The organism is Vibrio rubrogenes (assembly GCF_059641415.1).
In genome coordinates, this window is sequence record NZ_JCARSY010000018.1 from 1 (window position 1) to 18,483 (window position 18,483).

An 18,483-nucleotide genomic window follows, 5' to 3' on the forward strand; every position below is an offset into this window, starting at 1 on the left:
CGCTTCAATTGACAAAAGACCTGTCACGAATTTTGGTTCCCAAAATTAGCAGCAGCAGTCGGCAATTGAACTACACGTTATGTATAACCCTAATATATAAGGAAGAATGGCAATTGCTTTTCCCCCTCGTTCGGGCAAAATCACAGGCTCACTATGCGGAGGAATCTATGGCGACATCTCTTTTTATTGGCGGGGCGCGGAGCGGGAAGTCGAGCTATGCGGAGCGTCAGGCGTTGGCGTTGTTGCAGCAGCGCTTGGATGAAGGGTGTGCGGCTCGGCTGCATTATGTTGCGACCGCGATTGCGTTTGATCAGGAGATGCAGCAGCGGATTGAACAGCATCAGCTTCGCCGCGGGCCGGAGTGGTGTCAGCATGAATCGCCCGTGATGCTGGCGCAGATGCTGGCACAGTTTCAGCAGCAGGATATCGTGCTGGTCGATTGCCTGACCTTGTGGCTCAATAACGTTATCTATAACGATGGCGAAACCGCCACCAAAGCACAGATTGAACAGCATGTTCAGGCTTTGGTCACCGCGCTGCGCGACTCTCCGGCGACGATTTTATGTGTCTCCAACGAAGTCGGCCTCGGCATTATCCCGATGGGTGAAATTTCCCGCCTGTATGTCGATCATGCCGGGTGGATGAATCAGGCGATTGCGGCGTTAGCCGAACAGGTGACTTTTATGGCCGCCGGTTTGCCGATGCAACTGAAAGGCGCTTAACGGTTAGTCAGGCGCAAGCACGTCGCGGAGTGCCTGTAGCAATTGTTGATTCTCTGCTCGGGCGCGAATGGCGACGCGGTAGTATTGTGGCGATAAGCCCCGGTAGTTGGCGCAGTGGCGGATCAGGATGTTGCGCTGCATCAGGGCATGTTGTAAATCGAAATCAGCCCGGTGCAGGCGAAAGAAAATATAGTTGGCCGCAGGCGGATAAACCGTCAACCCCGGCAACTGAGACAAGCCTTGGAACAGGTAAGATTGCTCGCTGTGCAGCCAGTGATAAGTCTGTTCCGCATACCCATCGTCTGCAAACAGGATTTCTCCGGCCAGTGCCGCGAAGGCGTTAATCGTCCACGGTTCACGTTGATTGCGCAGTGCCGCCAGAACCGGCTGATTGGCTGACAACAAATAGCCGAGCCGTAGCCCGGGAATGGCGTAAAACTTGGTCATCGAACGCAGCACAAACAGGTGCGGATGGTGTTCCAGCACATCGGTCAGCCCTCGATGCTGCGGTAAAAAATCAATAAATGACTCATCCACAAACAGCCTGATCCCCAACTGAGCGGTGCGTGTGACGATACGTTGCAGTAAATCAGCCTCCGGCATCAGCCCGGTCGGGTTATTCGGGGTGCAGAGGAACAGACAGTCCAGTCCTTGATGCAATGCATCCAGTAAACGCTCAGTGAGCGCAAACCCTTCACTCTCCTGCAAGACAAACCCTTCAATCTCACACCCGACACGGGTCAGCGCTTGGCGATATTCGGCAAATGTCGGTTCGACAATCAAGGCGTGGCGCGGCTGCGTGTGCAGTACCCACTGATAAATCAGCTCGGTCGCGCCGTTGCCTGCGACCACATAACTGGCCGGGAAATCGCCTTCAGAACGGTGGATCTGAGTGGCATGGTGACGGGCAATCGCCTGATGGAGGTGCTGATAATCAATATCCGGGTAGCGTTCGACACAATCGATCTGAGCGATCAGTGCTGCGCGTAACGCTGGCGGCATGCCGAGCGGATTGATATTGGCGCTAAAGTCCAGTATCTCTGCCGCGGTTTGGCCGTATTTCTCTGCCATTTCCCGGGTGTTTCCGCCATGTTGTCCGCTTTTTGCCATTGAATCGTCTGCGTTATGTCTGTCATCAATGGCTGACAATGTAGCGGATTCGCGATTGAAGCGCCAGTTCAGGCAGATGCTGCCGATGGGGTGGGTGTTGAAGGGGAGGTTTTACCCCAGCGATAAATGGTCCAGTTTGGTTTGCCTTCGGCCTGTTGCGCAAGCGCTGGCGCCGGGTTGATCAGATAGACATAATCGGCGTGCCGGCACAGCGGTAAGTCGTTGATGGAATCGGTATAGAAATGCACGGCAGAGAAAGATTGCGATTGACTCGCGAGCCAGTCGTCCAGTCGGCGGACTTTGCCTTCCCGATAGCTGGCAATACCGTCAATCTCGGCGGTATAACGCTGATCGGCGGTGACCAGATCAATGCCTAACGCATCGGGGATACCGATTTTTTGCGCCAGTGGGCGGACGATAAAACTGACCGTGGCAGAGATGACGAGCATCGGAATTTGTTGAGTGGTGAGTTCGCTGATCAGTTGCTGCGCTTCACTGAACAGTCGTGGCAGAATTTGGGTTGTCACGCAGGTTTCGGCCAGCGCATCAACGGTGGTTTGAGGCAGCTTGGTGAGTGGAGCGAGAGTAAAATTCAGATAGGTCGCCATATCCATCTTTCCGGCGGCATATAAAGCCATCATCTCGCGATCCCGCACCAGAAAATCAGGATCGGTGACGATACCTTGCTCGACTAAAAACGTATTCCAGATCATGGCACTGTCGCCGTCAATCAGGGTGTCATCCATGTCGAACACATATAAAGGGTTGGCCATCTTAATCTCTCACCGGTTGAATTTCGTTTAAGTTAAATAAAAGTTCCAGCGGATGTCCAGCCGGAAATAATCGTTCTGAAGAGCGGTTGAGCAGATCAACGGTCAGATGCTGATTGTCGATTGCGGCGGTATAGCGAATCACGTTGCCCAATAACTGATGGCTGATGACGGTTGCCGCCCGCGGCGCTGAAATGTGTGCCTCATACTGGCGACCCGGCTCTTTGACATAAATGGACTCGGGACGAATCGCGACCTGACCGGCGCTCTCGATCCCGAACCAAGTGTTGGCTGTCCGGGCGTCGAGCAGATTGTAATGCCCCATAAATTGCGCCACAAAAGTATTGGCCGGTTGGGTGTAAATCTGTTCCGGGCTGCCTTGCTGCACAATCTCGCCCTGATTCATCAGAAAGATTCGGTCAGACAGCTGCATGGCTTCTTCCTGATCGTGGGTGACAAAAATGGTCGTCAGGTTGAGTTCTTTCTGAATCGTACGGATTTGCTGGCGCAGCACTTTTCTGATTTTGGCATCGAGGGCAGAGAGCGGTTCATCCAACAGCAGAATACGGGGCCGGACGATCAGTGCTCGGGCTAAAGCGACCCGTTGCCGTTGTCCGCCGGATAGTTCATGGGGGTAATGCTTTTCTTTACCTTGTAACTCGACAAGTTCGACAAAGCGCTGTGTCTCGCGCGCAATGGTAGATTTATCGACGCCTTTCATTTTCAGGCCGAAGCCAATGTTACCCGCCACCGTCATATTGGGAAACAGTGCATAAGACTGAAACACCATGCCGATTTCCCGTTGCTGTGGTGCCTGACGGGAGATCTCATTGTCATCAACCCAGATTTCACCGTTGTCGATAGCATCAAGCCCGGCAATACAACGCAGCAGTGTGGATTTTCCGCAACCGCTGGGGCCGAGTAGGGTAATGAATTCCCCTTGTTCGATGGTGAAATCGATCTCTTTGAAAACCGTGTGCTCACCGAATGCTTTGGCGAGCTGATTGATGTGAACATAACTCATAGTTGAACTCCCCGGTTGAAGCGGCTGGCAAGCCAGGTACAGATAAAAATAAACAAGAAATAGGTCATCACCAGTGCTGAGGTGAAGTGACCGCTGGTCTGACGCATGTTGTACAAATACACCTGTAACGTTTCATAACGGGTGCCGACCAGAATGTTGGCAAATACAAATTCACCGAGCAGAAATGAAAAAGAGAGAAACAGTGACGACATCAGGCCTTTTTTCAAATTGGGCAAGATGATGAACCAAAATGCTTTGGTGGTGCTGGCACCGAGCAGGTGAGCGGCATCAATCAGATCGCGCAGATGAATCGCCATCATATTGTTGGCAATGGCGCGGTACATAAATGGCAGCGCAATGGTGAAATTGGTGCCAATCAGAATCCACGGTGTGCCGACCAGTGCAATCTGACTATCGGCATAGAGCTGGAGCAGCCCGACGGAAGAGACCACCGGCGGCACGGCAAAGGGTAACAAAATCAGAATGTTCATTACTTTATCCAGCTTCGGATAGTAATAAAAAATCACGAACATCATCGGCAGAATCAGCACGGTTGCCAGCAGCAGTGCCGCGAGACAGACAAATAATGACCGGCCGAATGCCGCCAGAAAGCGTGGGTCGCTGAGTAACTGGACATACCAATGCAAGGTAAACCCTTCAGGGAGAATCGAGGCTCCCCATCGCTCTGAGAGCGCATAGGCAAATGTGGCTGCGATGGGGATCAGCAAAATCAGAATAATCCCGTACACGACAGTTTTATGATAAGTCTGACTGGTGCTTTGCATGGTTGTTCCTTTTTATCAGACGATGTTTGGCCGGGCGGTGTTTGGCTGGGTTGGTATGGTCACTTTGCGCAATCAGCCATTGATTGACGATGGTGACCAACGCCAGAATCGCTATCAGTAACACGGAGATGGCCGCGGCGAGATTCGGTTCGAGAAACAGATCTCCGGAAACCAGACTGGCAATGCGAATGGTGATCAGGTTGTAGTTGCCGAGGGTGAGGGCATATGCACTGGCATAGGCACCGATAGCATTGGCAAATAAGATAATGAACGTCCCGAACAGCGCCGGAGCCAGTACGGGGAGGGCGATTTTCAACCAGTATTGACGCGTATTGGCTCCAAGCAAGGCTGCCGCTTCCTGCCAGTCTTTTTTCAGGGCATCGAATGCCGGATAGAGTAAGAGAGCGCCAAGTGGGATTTGAAAATAGGTATAAATGGCCAGCAGTCCCCAGCGACCGTAGAGATTGAATTCATCGAGAATCCCGAGGTGACGCAAAATCAGGGTCAGGGCACCATTGGTACCGAGAATGATAATAAAAGCAAAAGCGAGCGGCACGCCGACAAAGTTACTGCTCATATTGGTGAATGCAATCACGGCATCGCGGATACGGTTGTTGAGATGACGCAGCGATGAGATGAACAGGGCGGAGACGAGCAGGCCGATCAGACTCGACCATAACGCCAGCCATAAACTGTGACTGAAGGCTTGCTGAATAAAACTGGAGTCAAGAATTTCCCGGTAGTTGTCCAGTGATGGCTGGCTGCCGTCGCTGAAACTGTTGGTAACGACCCATACCATCGGAGAGAGCTGAAAAATATAGAAGACCACGGCAAACGGAATCAGCCACAACAGCGGTCGCCATTTTTTCAGTCGCATCAATAGGGTGTCTTTGTTACGAGGTTTGGCCGCACGGATGACATTTGCTTGGGGATTCATCGGAGCATACCTCCTGCAATCGCTTTCTGGTGGCTCAGTCCCAGTAACTGACAAATCACGCCACAAATATCAGTCTGCGCAATTGGGGTCGGCTGATGACTGAAGTGTTCACCAATCACCAACAGCGGGACTTCACGTTCTTCCGCCAGAGTGCCACCGTGCGAGCGATCATTGTTCATGCCGTGGTCACTGGTGATCAAAATCTGATATCCCGCCGCCATCCATCGGGGCAAGTGATCCGATAGAATCATGTCGGCTTTGCGGGCGGTATTGCGATAGTGGGCGGAATCGAGACCCGCCTGATGACCGGCATCGTCAATGTTCATCGGATGAATCAACAGAAAATCCGGATCATAACGACGACGCAGGTATTCCGCATCGAGAAACAGCGCTTCATCGGGGTAGTGATCCCAGTGATAAAATAAGCCGTGCTGGATATTGAGCGCCGGGTCGTCGGTGAAGCGATCTTCGACCGGATGATAGGGGGAACGGTTATATAGTTCGCTAAACCAGTGATAGGCAGCAGCAGCGGTTTTCTTGCCTTGTTGGGTCGCCAGACTAAACACCGACTCATGATGGGAGCGGCGGTTGATCTGATTGTGCACAATGCCGCTTGCGACCGGCGGGACGCCCGTCAGCAAACATTCATAAAGCGGCCGGGACAAAGAGGGCAGTTCACAGGTGATCGGATATAACGTTGCTTGCTGAGATGCAATCAGGCCATTCAGGTAGCCCAGACATTGCCGGGCTACTGAAAGATTGAGGCCATCCAGAACAACAAGAATTACTTTATTGCTCATAGGGTTGCCTTACTGCTGGTGGATGAGGACATTTTCCTGCCATTGACGTGGCAGACGGCGGGCTGATTTTTCCCAGGCATCGAAATTTTGAATCGGATGCACGTTTTTGTACTGTTTGTTATCAAGTAATTTGGCCTTGGTTTCTGCCGGGAGCTCAATGTCAGTGCGGATCGGACGAGCATAACCATTGGCAAGGTTGATTTGCCCTTGATCACTGAAGATATATTCACGAGCCAGTTTTGCAGCGTTCGGGTGCTTGGCGTATTTATTGATGATGGTGGTGTAGCCGGAAATGACCGAACCATCCTGAGGGATGCTCACCGTGAAACGAGAACGGTCAATTTTATCGCGGTAGTTGAGCGCGTTAAAATCCCACAACACTGCCACTTCAACTTCCCCTTTTTCTATGTTCGCCAAGCTGGGGTCGGTGAAAGACAGACGCCCTTGCTCTGCCAGTTTGGCGAAGAATTTGAGGGCTGGTTTGAGGTTAGACTCATTACCGCCGTTGGCAAATGCAGCCGCTAACACAGCATTATTGGCTTGCGAGGCAACACCGACATCACCGATGGTGACTTTATAGTCTCCGCTGAGCAGGTCAGCCCAACTCTTCGGTGGATTTTTTACCAGATTGTTGTTCGACATAAAGGCGATTGTGCCGGTATAGGCAAGGGCCCAGTAGCCGTCTTTATCTTTGGCCCAGTCAGGAATCTCGTTCCAGGTTGAAGGTTTATAAGGTTGCGCGACACCTTTTTGCACCGCAACACGACCGAAAGCAAAGCCAACATCACCGATATCTGCAGTGGCATTGTGTTTTTCCGCCGCAAACTTGGCAACTTCTTGCGCGGAACTCATATCGGTATCCTGATGTTGCAGGTGATATTTGGTATTCAGATCGCGCCAGGTATCTTTCCAGTTTGCCCAGCTATCGGGCATACCGACACTGTAGACTTGCCCTTCCGCTTGCGCGGCTTTAGCCAGTTCATCAATCGATTGGGTTTTAGCAGTTGCATGAAACGTCAGTGCGCCGGAAATCAGCGCTAATGCTGTCGGAATCATTCGGGGGAAGCGACATAATTTCATAAAGCCATCCTTTGGACTAGTTCAGTTTGTTTAATATTCATCCTATTCAGCAAATGTGACGATTCCTTGGCTGTTTTCTAAATTATTTATGACAGATTGATGAATATTGCTGTGTCCTGCTTGTTTGCTTTCGGGCGACCTCTTACATTGAATGTGTCGGTTTTGGGCTAGTTCAGGTAAACAGAGAGATGACGCAGTTAACTAAAATTAAAGATGTCATTCGGGAGCAGATTCTCGGCGGGATGATGAGTGCCCGACAAAAATTACCTTCGGAGCGGGAGTTATGTACCCTGTTTTCGACCACGCGGATTACGGTTAAAGATTCTTTGGCGTCTCTGGAAACGGAAGGCTTAATCTATCGCGAAGAGCGCCGGGGCTGGTTTGTTTCACCACCAAGAGTTCATTATAACCCGCTGTCCCGCAGTCACTTTCATCAGATGATCCGTGACCAGAACCGCATTGCTGAAACGCACTTAATCCAAGTCCAAAGCCGAATGGCGACCAGTGACGAAGCCAAGTTGCTGGCACGCAATGAGATGACGCCATTACATATTATTCAAAGGCTGCGTTTTATTGACGGGCGAGTGGTGCTGTATGTTGAGAATTGCCTGATTGCCCATTGGTTTCCCGGCATTCTGGAAGAAAATCTGACCCAGTCACTGACCGGGCTGTACCGTCACAAATATGGTTATGTCACCAGCCGTTCCCGCTTTGATGTGATTTCAACTGCTGCGACGCCTCAAGTTGCGAAAGCGCTCAACATTGCTGCCGGACAGCAAGTACTGAAAATTTGTCGAGTTAATTATAAACAAGACGGCGCAATCATCGATTGTGAGTTTGAATACTGGCGCCCGGATGCAGTGATGCTCACCATCGATAGCCATACTGAAAATACGTAACCCAGATGCTGATCATATTATTGAATGCTCCTGTGCATGAGAGATTGTGAGCAAAAATTTATTACATTCATGTTGTTGTCATATCGAGGCTCAAAAATCAAAGGCTGTTGATAATTATATTGATTCAGTTTCATTGTTATATTAATAGGTGGCGTCGATTTTTTGAGAACACTGCTGATTATTTGCATTCTAGCGATGTTTTTTCGCATCTTTGCTAGGCTAAAATAGAAAGAGTCTTATCTCACCACCATGGTCTGACCAAGGATTGATTGCTGACACATGGTAGCGTGATATATGAAGTGATTGATGTATCAAGGAGCATTCGGTGGAACCAAGGATTAGTATTATCACACTCGGTGTGAAAAATTTAGAAACTTCATATAACTTTTATTCTGCACTCGGCTTTACTTCACCTCAAAAACCGGCAGACGGCATCATTTTCTTTAAAACTGGTGGTGTCTGTCTTGCGTTATATCCGCTTGAGGAACTGGCTGATGATGTCTCGCCGGAGTATGCCGCTCACTGTTCGGGGTTTTCTGGTGTGACATTGGCTCACAATACGCGTTCAAAAGAGGAAGTTGATGAAGTCTTGGCGTTGGCGGTCAGTGTCGGCGCTAAGTTGGAAAAACCTGCCAAGGATGCGTTCTGGGGCGGCTATAGTGGCTACTTTTCTGATCCTGACGGTTACATATGGGAAGTCGCCTATGGTGATTGCTGGGACTTTCATGAAGATGGCAGTCTCGTGATTCAGTAGGTGTGTTTTTCGGATCGCATTGTTCGTCGGACATCGCTCATCCGGCAAAGAGGATGACGGATATTCAGGTGACGCAGTATTCACGATACGTGACTTAAGCTGTGCGTCATCTGTACGCGATTGACTCAGGGACGCCTAAAAATGCGCAGAGACGGATGATTTATCCGCTAGCTTTGACGAACATCTCAGGTTCGCTGTGTCGAAGTCGATAGAATGCCGTATTGGCAGTGAAATTTGTTGACGGTGAAAGCTACTGGCAATAAAAACTATTGGTAATCAATAACTGGCAGCGAAAATAACCGATCATGATATTAACGCGAAAGAATAGGGAAGATCTCCCGACATCTGGCGGTTGTCCACTCGTGTCGTTTTGTTTTTTGATGTTGGCATTTTGCCGGCATTTTTGATTTTTGGATTTGAATTTTAATGGAGGATTCTATGCCTTATCAATTTGCGTTGATTGGCGATATTGGTGGCACTAATGCCCGTTTGGCATTATGCGAACTGGCATCAGGGAAAGTCAGTCACGCAAGAACGTATGCCTGCGCCGAATATCCGAGTCTTGAGTTAGTGATCAAGCATTATATCGAAGCATCCGAAGTCGCTATTCAACAAGCTTGTATTGCGATTGCCTGTCCGGTGCAAGGTGACTGGGTTTCGATGACCAATCATAGCTGGGAATTTTCAATCGAAACCCTGCAACACAACCTCGGCCTTGAAACATTTCAGGTGATCAATGATTTTACTGCGGTTTCGATGGCGATTCCGGTTTTAGCTGAGTCCGATGTGATTAAAGTGGGTCAAGGCAGTGCGGTCAAAGGCAAACCGATTGCGGTTTACGGTGCCGGAACGGGGCTGGGCGTGGCGCATTTGCTTCAAGTCGGCAACGAATGGTTGAGTCTTCCCGGTGAAGGCGGACATGTGGATCTGGCTCCGGGGAATGCGGACGAAGATCGGATTTTAGCCGAATTACGTAAAGACTTTGGCCGGGTTTCTGCAGAGCGCTGTCTGTCCGGACAAGGCATTGTAAATTTGTATAATGCGATTGTACGTGCCGACGGGCGTACACCGGAAGCGTACACACCGAAAGATGTAGTTGAACATGCACAGGCAGACACGCAAGCGGACTGTCGGCAAGCTCTGGCGCTGTTCTGTGTCTTGATGGGACGCTTTGCCGGCAATCTGGCATTGAACCTTGAAACCTTTGGCGGCGTTTATATTGCCGGTGGGATTGTGCCGCGTTTTGTGGATTTTTTGCTCAATTCCGGGTTCCGCGCTGCGTTTGAAGATAAAGGGCGGTTCAATACTTATTTAGAGAATATTCCCGTCTTCCTGATTACCCATAAAGAGCCGGGCTTACTGGGTGCCGGTGCTTATCTGAGACAATCGCTCGGTTTATCTTTATCATCGGCGGAGTAATTTCCGATGAAATGATCTATCGATGAAATGATCCACTGGCGAAGGGCTGTGTTCATATTGGGACGCAGCCCTTTTTAATTGAAGTTGTCTGACATTGGGTTGATACAGCTCTGGAAGGTTTTCTGAGCCGGGAATTATTGCTGTGTTTGTTATTATTTCCCAGAGTTCATTACTCATTGTTTTTATTGAATAATAGAATAGATTTTTGGGGAAATATGAGAGGCTGAAACTGGATGGAACTTGTATTTTTACCACTGCTCATTGTTTTGTTCCAATGGAGAAACTTTGCAAGGCCGGAATGGGGATTCACTGCTTTTTATCTTGTTTATGCTGTTTTGCTGATTACGAATTCTGAGATTCCGACCAACTCAAGGATTAGTAGTTTTTATCTGGGGATACCGGCAGCGGCTTATGTGACTTTTATCTTTCCTGAGCTGTATACCCGCTATCCGGAAAGTGCGATGCGGGTATTGAGTGTGGTTGGATTGTCGGTTGCTCTCATCGCATTGTTGGTGATTTTTTAGTCACTGGTTTCATCATATCTTCTGTCAGTGCGTTTAGAGTTTAGTGTGATGAGCGTCAGACTCTTCGGTTTTACTGCACGAGTCCCCTCAGTGCGAAAACTGATAGAACCACAGCAAGGCAAAGCACAGCAATAGCATGGTAATCGCGTAACGCCAGTTCATTTTGAGCAGACTGATTGCGCTGATTTCATAGCGGGACTGAATACTGAGCTGAACGCCAGAGAACGGGGAGAGTAAGATACCGAGTGACCAGCCCATCAATAACGTCATGCCTAACAAATTCGGATCATGAACAGATGGGGCAAGTAAGCTCCCGGCGAGTACCACGCTGGTGACCGGATGCATACCCGTCATTGCCAGCGCAACCAGAATCATCACGGTGATACTGGCTTCCATCGGGCCGAAATGCGGTGGAGCAAGGTGGATATCCAGTGATGACAAGGTTGCTGCGGTTCCGGCAGCCAATAAAGCCGCTGCTGCAAATAAAGCGACTTCACCGGCTGAGCCGACAATACCTGACTCGATGTGTTGCTTGAAACGAAATAATCCTCTGAGTCCGTCACTGGTGAGTAACCAAATAAAAATAAACAGGATAGCCGTCAGGGTAACCAGTGTCAGCACGCTGATTTGTGGTTGCCATTCATGCATCCCGATGACAATCAACGCCAGCAAACAAGGCATCCATAGTGAATGCCGGGCAATCGGATAACCGTGTAGGTCACCGGCGTCCGGCTGCCTGAGAATTTCCCATGCACTGAAAGCGATGGCGGCAATACTGATTGGAATACCATATAGAACCAGTGTACTAAGTTGCGCCCCCGGAGAACTGATCAGTGCCAATCCCATTGCGGCGAAAAAAGGTGACCAGAATGCGCAGATACAGAATGCCCGGAGCAATAATATCCCCTGTAACGGAGTCATACGACTCTGACTGGCAAGCCGATCCCCGACAATAATTACAGACGACATATTTAACACGGCACCGAAGAGGTGTGTACCCAGTAAAGTTCGCAGCAGGGCCCCTTTCCCTTTGGGTAAGTCTTCTTGAGTGCGGATACTTGCGGTGGCAAAAATTTTCAGAAACCCGACCCCAATCAGCATATTAATGACTTTTTGATTGGCATCTATCGCTTTGAAGATGTAAGTCGAGTCAGCCTGATTCAATAGCCCGAATAGCAAACCGGCTAATCCGATCCCCAGTAAAATGAATATTTGCCTTTTTTGGGCCGCTTTCAGGGTCGGAATTAACACACAGGAAGCCAGCCAGATCGGTACACCAGCCCAGTAGAACGGAACAGAATCACTGAAGGTGGATATGACGGAGAGGATCAAACTGAGCATCAACATCCAGCCACAGATAGTTGCTATTTTTTCTTTCATTGTTGAATCTACCGCAACAAACACACGTATCGTACATCACCGTCAGTACGAGCAGAGCCTCATCACATCGGGAGCATACTCGGGTTGACACTGATGCATAAAAACAGAGAAATAAAGGCACAGACGAACAGAGATAATAAGAGTTTGATCTCATATAATTCAGTGTATACCGATAATCATACGCATTGACAAAGAACACAGCAATATGTTGTTTAGAGATCAGTCGCGTTTTTATGCAATATTTAATTATTACTGCCTCTTCTTTAAGAATAAAAAGTTAAAAACAAAACGCTGAGAATAAAAAGGAATGAAGCCAAAATAAGTAGTGGTATTGGGCCACTTCATCTACACGGGAGTGCGGGGGGTGGTCAGTGGATACAGACCTATTGTCTACAAAGTGTATTTACCGTCCATAAAATGGAATAACAGTCAGTGCAAATTTGTGATAACAATTGCTTTTACAGACTTCCATGTCGTAGGTAAACTCGATGATGAAAGCGAATGATTCACGAATGCTGAGCGACAGGGAACCAAATGGTGTGACAGAGATGAGTAGCGGAAAATGTCATGAACAAGCAACGGCTTGTGATCACTGTGACTGGGTGAATGTGATGCCACCGATGCAAGCCGGAGAACAATTGTATTGTGCCCGTTGTGGCCACTTGATTGTCACGTGTCATTCGAAGGCTCCTCAGCAGTTGCTGAGTAACGGATGTTCAGCGGTGTTGATGTTCATCATGTCGCTGTGTTTTGTTTTTCTCGGGTTCTCTTCGCAAGGCAGCCATCAGCGGATCACCTTGTTAGACTGTATTTATGGCCTGATGGGAGAACACTATATCTCCCTCGGTATTATTGTGACCCTAACTTTGCTGGTGTTACCGGTGGTCTATCTGATTGCGGTGCTCTTGACTGCCTTGGCGATGCGACAAGGGAAGCTCCGCGCGATTCATTATGGATTGACGCACACGATCAATGCCTTGAAACCCTGGCTGATGGTCGATGTTTTTCTGCTCGGCGGGCTGGTGGCTTTAGTCAAACTGCAAAGCTTGGCTGAAATTGAGTTGGGGCTGTCTTTCTGGGCATTCTGTGTCTTTACAATCTGCCTGTTCAGGACGATCTCTTTTGTTGATAAACGCTGGATTTGGCACTGTCTGTGTGGCCCGGCACCGGCGGTTCCGGTTCGTTCCGGTTCTGCATTATCTCAAGGGCTAAAAGGCTGCCAGTATTGCGGGGCACTGATGACTGCGCAAACCCATAAATGTACGCGCTGTCATCATGTTCTTCATCAGCGTAAACAGGGCAGTCTCAACAATACTTTAGCGCTATTATTTGCATCTTGTGTTTTGTATCTTCCGGCCAATCTTTTCCCGATCATGATTACAACCTTTCTGGGGACCAGTGAGCCGTCAACCATCATGGGCGGTGTTATTTTATTGTGGGGAATGAAATCATATCTTGTCGCCGGTGTGATTTTTGTTGCCAGTATTTTGGTGCCGGTGATGAAGATTTTGATGTTGTTCTGGTTATGTTGGCAAATTCGTTTTGGTTGCAGAGAGTATGAAAAACCGACCCAACGAATTTATCACATCACAGAATTTGTCGGGCGCTGGTCAATGGTGGATGTGTTTGTGGTGGCGATTTTGTCAGCGCTGGTTCAGCTCGGAGCCATGATGAATATTATACCCGGTGTTGCTGCTATTTCTTTTGCTGCGGTGGTGATTCTGACCATGCTGGCAGCGATGTCGTTCGATTCCCGCCTGATTTGGGATAAATCTGAGGAGATAACTATTTGAATCGCTCATCTGTTACGGAATCCGCTCACCGGATGCACTTTAATTCAATCTGGTTCGTGCCTTTAATTGCTGCGATTGTCGCTGGATGGATGTTGGTTGAAAACTGGTCCCGGCAAGGGCCGGAGATTATCGTTGTCGCAGAAAATGCAGATGGGTTGGTCGCCGGGAAAACCAAAGTAAAGGCCCATAATGTGGATGTCGGAGAAGTCACCGACATTCAACTCAGTGATGACTTTAATCATGCAATTATCCGCATCCGGATGGAGCAGGGCTCCGAGGCAATGTTAAACAGTAAAAGCCAGTTCTGGGTTGTAAAGCCCAGAGTGGGTAAAGAAGGAATCAGTGGTCTGGGCACCATTCTTTCCGGTGCGTTTATCAACGTTAATCCGGGTAAAAATGGTGAAAAACGTGAACGTTTCACGATGCTCACACAACCACCGTTATCGACGGCTGATAATCAGGGGATTCGCCTGAAACTTTATTCGACGGATAACGCGAAAATGGAAGTGGGTTCACCGGTTCATTTTCGCGGGTTTGAAGTCGGCTACATTGAAAATGTTGATTTCGATGTGAAACGAAAAGCGATTACCTACCATATTTTTGTCAAGGCGCCTTATGATGCTTTAGTTCACAGCAATGTGCAGTTCTGGATAACACCGGGGCTTTTGGTTGAAGGAACGGCAAAAGGGCTGGAAGTGCGGATGGACTCTTTACAGACGCTGTTCTCCGGTGGGATCTCATTCGGCACGACAAACAGTCAGGACTCAGGCTCACCGGTTAAGGATTTAACGGAATTCCGTCTTTTTTCTTCTAAAGAAGCGGCGGCGAATAACCGCTATGACAAATACATTGATTACATCATGTTAGTTCAGGGCAGTATCAGTGGTCTGCTACCGGGGGCTCCGCTGGAATATAATGGTGTTCGTCTGGGGACGGTGGAAGAAGTGCCGTATCATGGTGGCGGAATTGAGAGTACTGGGGATATTCGTATGCCGTCGATTCCGATTCTGGTCCGTTTGGAGCCACAGCGGATCGCGTCTCATTTTAGTGAGAAAATCATTAATCTGGATGAGTGGCGCGGGATGTTGGCTCAAGGGTTTGAGCGGGGAATGCGAGCCACACTGAACAGCAGTAATCTGCTGACCGGAGCGAAAGTAGTGTCGATTGTATTTGTGAAAGATCCCAAACCAATGACGGAGACGATGTATCACGGATATCCGGTTTTCCCGACAGTCAGTAGTTCTCTGGCCTCCATGCAGGAAAAAATCACGCTGATTCTCGATCATCTGGCGGCATTGCCGATGGATAAAACAGTCGGGCAACTGAATCAGACGTTGGCGTCTGCCGATGAAACATTCAAAGAATTACATGAAGCAAGCAAGAATCTGAAAAAACTGCTGTCACAAGAGAAGACACAGGCGATTCCGGATCGGCTGGTGAGCACATTGGAAACCTTGAATGAAACGTTGAGTGATTATCAGGCTCAAGGTACTTTAGGACAGAATATTCAGCAAAGCCTTGATGCCGTACAACGTAACCTTGAAACATTATATCCATTACTACAGGACATACGCCGGCAGCCGAACTCGATTATTTTCGGTAAGCAGAGTGAGCAGGATATTGAGCCGAAAGTGACTAAAGGGAGTACAAAATGAGATTGACATGGCGCGTTGTATGGCTATCGCTCATGCTGATATTACTCGGTGGGTGCTCTGGTAGCACTGCGTTAGAAACGACACAGTATTTGCTACCGATGCCGGAACGGGTTCCGGCTCTGAATACATTGGCCAAGATCGATCAGCCGATTCAGATCAAAGCCATTAAAATCCCGGGATATCTGGAAAAACCGAATATTGTCATGGTTGATCCCGACGGGCAGGTGTATCTGGCGTCACAACATTTGTGGGCGGAACCTCTGAGCTCTCAATTGGAAAAAATGACGCTGAGACGGTTGAAAGAACGATTACCGGAACTTACATGGGTACCGTCTTATCAGTATATTCGACCGACATTATTGCTGGATATTGAAGTCTATCGTTTCCATGCCGACAAACATGGGAAAATCACCGCTGCCGGTCACTGGTCACTCTGGTCAGCGTCGAAACAGTTGCTTCATGAAGCGTCATTTGAAAGTGTGGATATGATGCAACAAAACGGCTATCCGGCGATGACTCAACAACTTTCTCATCTTTGGCTGACACAAATCGTGGATCCGATTGCCACCACATTAGCCTCTCGCCAGTAAATCCTCTCTGACTTCGGATCCGAATGGTGATCCGAAGTTTTCTCTCCGTTTGTGATGTCTTTATGGCATTGCCAACGTTATCGACTTGATTGCATGACTGACCATATCCGTGAGTTGCAATGATAACCTTTGCTACAGACATACAGTCATAAATATCTATTTGACTGATATTTAGATGAAATAAAGCATATTAATATCATTAAAAGTGAGTGAGTTATGATTTTTATCTAATCTTGTCGTGTAATGTAGTCGTAAATCTTGATGATTTTAAAAGTGAAGTGTGTGTATCGGTCATCATTAAAATGACATACGAGGTTGTTTTATAAATTTAGGGAGTACTTCCTATGCAATTGAGTTTGAAAAGGAAGATCGTTCTTTCTGTCGTTGCTGCAATTACTTTAACGGCCACCATTTTAGTGATGGTCAGTTATCAGTCGTTTAAAAAAGATAGCTGGCGTGCTATTCAGAGTGAGAATCGTAATACATTGCAAGCTTATGCAAAAGGGATCGGTGAATGGTTTCATGATAAGCAATTAGCAATCACAGGGCTAAAAGATGAAATCGAACGGGATCCGGCTTTAGATATTATCCCCCATTTAAGACAAACGTTGAAATCTGGCGGATTCGGTTTGAGTTATTACGGCAACGAGAAAGGAGAGATGTACAGACAAGATCCTGCCCTGAACAAACCCGGTTATGATCCACGCGTCAGAGGTTGGTATAAACTGGTGAAGTCAAAGAACGTGGCAGTGATAACTGAACCGTATGTCAGCGTAACGATGCAACAGCTCGTTGTGACTCTGGCAGAACCGGTTCGGCAGAATGGCCGGTTGATTGGTGTTGCCGCGTCGGATCTGGCGTTGGATCAATTAACGAATGACGTCTTAAATATGAACGTATTGGGCGACGGTTATTCGATTCTGGTGAATAAGAAAGGGACGGTCGTTGCGCATCCGAACAAAGATTTGCTCCTGAAACCTATCAGCGAAGCGATCCCACAGTTGAACATTCAGTCTCTGTCTCAGGCTTCTGATTCAGGAAAACCACTGTTCGTCGATATCGACGGGAAGAATAAAGTGGTGATGGGGCAAAACATTGCACACACGGACTGGATGTTGCTGATAATTATGGATCAGGCAACGTTGGAAAAACCGATGAATTCGTTGCTGCTTAATCAAATCATCATCGCTATCGTGATCCTTGTCGTGATTGCTCTATTAACATCGTGGGTACTCTCGCGGCAACTCAAAGCCATTGGTGACATCGGTGACGCATTGGCTGAAATTGCTGAAGGGAATGGTGACCTGACGAAACGGCTGGACGTTGATCGTAAGGATGAAGTCGGCTTGCTGGCAGAACGGTTCAACAAATTTGTTGATCGACTCCATACGATGGTGAAAAAAGTTCATGATGTGTCGATCGCCCTGAATCAGAGAGCAGATAGTGCGGCATCGGCTGCGACGAAGCGTAGTCAGCAACTGAAAACACAGCAGGATGAGATCACCATGGTTGCAACGGCGGTGACTGAAATGACTTCTGCGACGGCTGAGATTGCCGGTAATGCTGAAAACACTGCGAAGAGTGCCAACCAGTCGGTTGAGTTGGGGGCAAAAGGTTATGGGCAAATGCAGAAAAGCATGAAGTCGATTAACCAATTGGCCGAAGAACTGACTCGCGCTGCCGGGATTATCGGTGATCTTGAAGTCCATGCGAACGAAATATCAACGATTCTGTCAACGATTCGTGCGATTGCCGAACAGACCAACCTGTTAGCCTTAAATGCCGCAATTGAAGCAGCGAGGGCTGGCGAGCAAGGACGAGGTTTTGCGGTTGTTGCCGATGAAGTGCGCGTGCTTTCGCAGAGAACGCATGCTTCCACAGAAGAAATCCAGTCAAAGATTGAAGGATTGCAGAAAGTCACCAACAATGCTGTCAGCGTGATGCAGGCCAGTCACCATTTGGTTGAGAACAGTGTACAAGACTTCAGCCATACGGGTGATAAACTGCAGCTGATCAGTGAATCGATTACGATGATCAGTGATATGGCGACCCAGATTGCTTCGGCAGCAGAAGAGCAGTCTCTGGTGACAGCGGATATTAATGGTAATACTGAATCTATCCGTGAAGTCAGTGACCAGATGACTCATGAAGCTCAGTTGGCCGCTGAAGAAGCACAGGAAGTTCATCGCTTGATGACTGAACTGGGACGGGAGATTTCCCGCTTCAAACTTTGAAATAGGG

Annotated in this window: 16 protein-coding genes and 1 pseudogene; 9 read left to right on the forward strand and 8 right to left on the reverse strand. The window is 48.5% G+C overall.

The window, feature by feature from the left end; all coding sequences use genetic code 11:
• The first annotated feature begins 167 nt into the window (after positions 1-167).
• Positions 168-722 carry a bifunctional adenosylcobinamide kinase/adenosylcobinamide-phosphate guanylyltransferase gene (gene cobU / locus AC55NX_RS13330; RefSeq protein ID WP_496996190.1) on the forward strand — a complete coding sequence of 185 codons (555 nt, stop codon included), beginning with the start codon at positions 168-170 and terminating at the stop codon, positions 720-722.
• Between the two features lie 3 nt (positions 723-725).
• On the opposite strand, the gene cobD is transcribed toward cobU, so the two are convergent.
• The 7 genes and pseudogenes from cobD to AC55NX_RS13365 all read right to left on the reverse strand — a co-directional run bounded on the left by cobD (position 726) and on the right by AC55NX_RS13365 (position 7,204).
• Positions 726-1,832 (reverse strand): threonine-phosphate decarboxylase CobD, encoded by a 1,107-nt coding sequence (gene cobD / locus AC55NX_RS13335; RefSeq protein ID WP_496996191.1) that lies wholly within the window; start codon positions 1,830-1,832, stop codon positions 726-728.
• Positions 1,833-1,900: 68 nt separating this feature from the next.
• Positions 1,901-2,605 (reverse strand): HAD family hydrolase, encoded by a 705-nt coding sequence (locus AC55NX_RS13340; RefSeq protein WP_496996192.1) that lies wholly within the window; start codon positions 2,603-2,605, stop codon positions 1,901-1,903.
• 1 nt (position 2,606) lies between these two features.
• Complete coding sequence (locus tag AC55NX_RS13345; RefSeq protein WP_496996193.1) at positions 2,607-3,626, reverse strand: ABC transporter ATP-binding protein; 1,020 nt, start codon at positions 3,624-3,626, stop codon at positions 2,607-2,609.
• Positions 3,623-4,411, reverse strand: coding sequence for an ABC transporter permease (locus AC55NX_RS13350; RefSeq protein WP_496996194.1), 789 nt, complete (start codon positions 4,409-4,411; stop codon positions 3,623-3,625). Before AC55NX_RS13350 ends, AC55NX_RS13345 begins: the two co-directional genes overlap by 4 nt.
• A gap of 61 nt (positions 4,412-4,472) precedes the next feature.
• A pseudogene (locus tag AC55NX_RS13355) lies at positions 4,473-5,288 on the reverse strand (ABC transporter permease); the annotation flags it as partial.
• Between the two features lie 56 nt (positions 5,289-5,344).
• Positions 5,345-6,148, reverse strand: coding sequence for an alkaline phosphatase family protein (locus AC55NX_RS13360; RefSeq protein ID WP_496996195.1), 804 nt, complete (start codon positions 6,146-6,148; stop codon positions 5,345-5,347).
• A 9-nt stretch (positions 6,149-6,157) separates the two neighbouring features.
• On the reverse strand, positions 6,158-7,204 hold the full coding sequence (locus tag AC55NX_RS13365; protein WP_496996243.1) for an ABC transporter substrate-binding protein: 1,047 nt from the start codon (positions 7,202-7,204) through the stop codon (positions 6,158-6,160).
• 212 nt (positions 7,205-7,416) lie between these two features.
• Between AC55NX_RS13365 and AC55NX_RS13370 the strand changes: the two genes are divergently transcribed.
• The 4 genes from AC55NX_RS13370 (at position 7,417) to AC55NX_RS13385 (ending at position 10,824) form a co-directional block, all read left to right on the forward strand.
• A complete protein-coding gene (locus tag AC55NX_RS13370; protein WP_496996196.1) occupies positions 7,417-8,127 on the forward strand; it encodes a UTRA domain-containing protein in 711 nt (236 codons plus the stop codon).
• A 325-nt stretch (positions 8,128-8,452) separates the two neighbouring features.
• A complete protein-coding gene (locus tag AC55NX_RS13375) occupies positions 8,453-8,881 on the forward strand; it encodes a VOC family protein (protein WP_496996197.1) in 429 nt (142 codons plus the stop codon).
• A gap of 438 nt (positions 8,882-9,319) precedes the next feature.
• Positions 9,320-10,300, forward strand: a complete 981-nt coding sequence (gene glk, locus AC55NX_RS13380; RefSeq protein WP_496996198.1) for a glucokinase — start codon at positions 9,320-9,322, stop codon at positions 10,298-10,300.
• A 233-nt stretch (positions 10,301-10,533) separates the two neighbouring features.
• Entirely contained in the window at positions 10,534-10,824 is a 291-nt protein-coding gene (locus tag AC55NX_RS13385; protein WP_496996199.1) for a hypothetical protein, read from the forward strand.
• A gap of 87 nt (positions 10,825-10,911) precedes the next feature.
• Here AC55NX_RS13385 and AC55NX_RS13390 read toward each other — a convergent pair whose 3' ends face one another.
• Positions 10,912-12,204, reverse strand: a complete 1,293-nt coding sequence (locus AC55NX_RS13390) for a hypothetical protein (RefSeq protein WP_496996200.1) — start codon at positions 12,202-12,204, stop codon at positions 10,912-10,914.
• Positions 12,205-12,692: 488 nt separating this feature from the next.
• Between AC55NX_RS13390 and AC55NX_RS13395 the strand changes: the two genes are divergently transcribed.
• From AC55NX_RS13395 to AC55NX_RS13410, 4 genes are all read left to right on the forward strand, one after another.
• Entirely contained in the window at positions 12,693-13,997 is a 1,305-nt protein-coding gene (locus tag AC55NX_RS13395) for a PqiA/YebS family transporter subunit (RefSeq protein WP_496996201.1), read from the forward strand.
• Positions 13,994-15,652: an intermembrane transport protein PqiB gene (gene pqiB, locus AC55NX_RS13400; RefSeq protein WP_496996202.1), complete on the forward strand. Its 1,659-nt coding sequence runs from the start codon at positions 13,994-13,996 to the stop codon at positions 15,650-15,652. Before AC55NX_RS13395 ends, pqiB begins: the two co-directional genes overlap by 4 nt.
• Positions 15,649-16,242: a PqiC family protein gene (locus AC55NX_RS13405; RefSeq protein ID WP_496996203.1), complete on the forward strand. Its 594-nt coding sequence runs from the start codon at positions 15,649-15,651 to the stop codon at positions 16,240-16,242. The genes pqiB and AC55NX_RS13405 overlap by 4 nt, the downstream gene beginning before the upstream one ends.
• Positions 16,243-16,586: 344 nt before the next feature.
• Positions 16,587-18,476: a methyl-accepting chemotaxis protein gene (locus tag AC55NX_RS13410; protein WP_496996204.1), complete on the forward strand. Its 1,890-nt coding sequence runs from the start codon at positions 16,587-16,589 to the stop codon at positions 18,474-18,476.
• Positions 18,477-18,483: the final 7 nt, after the last annotated feature.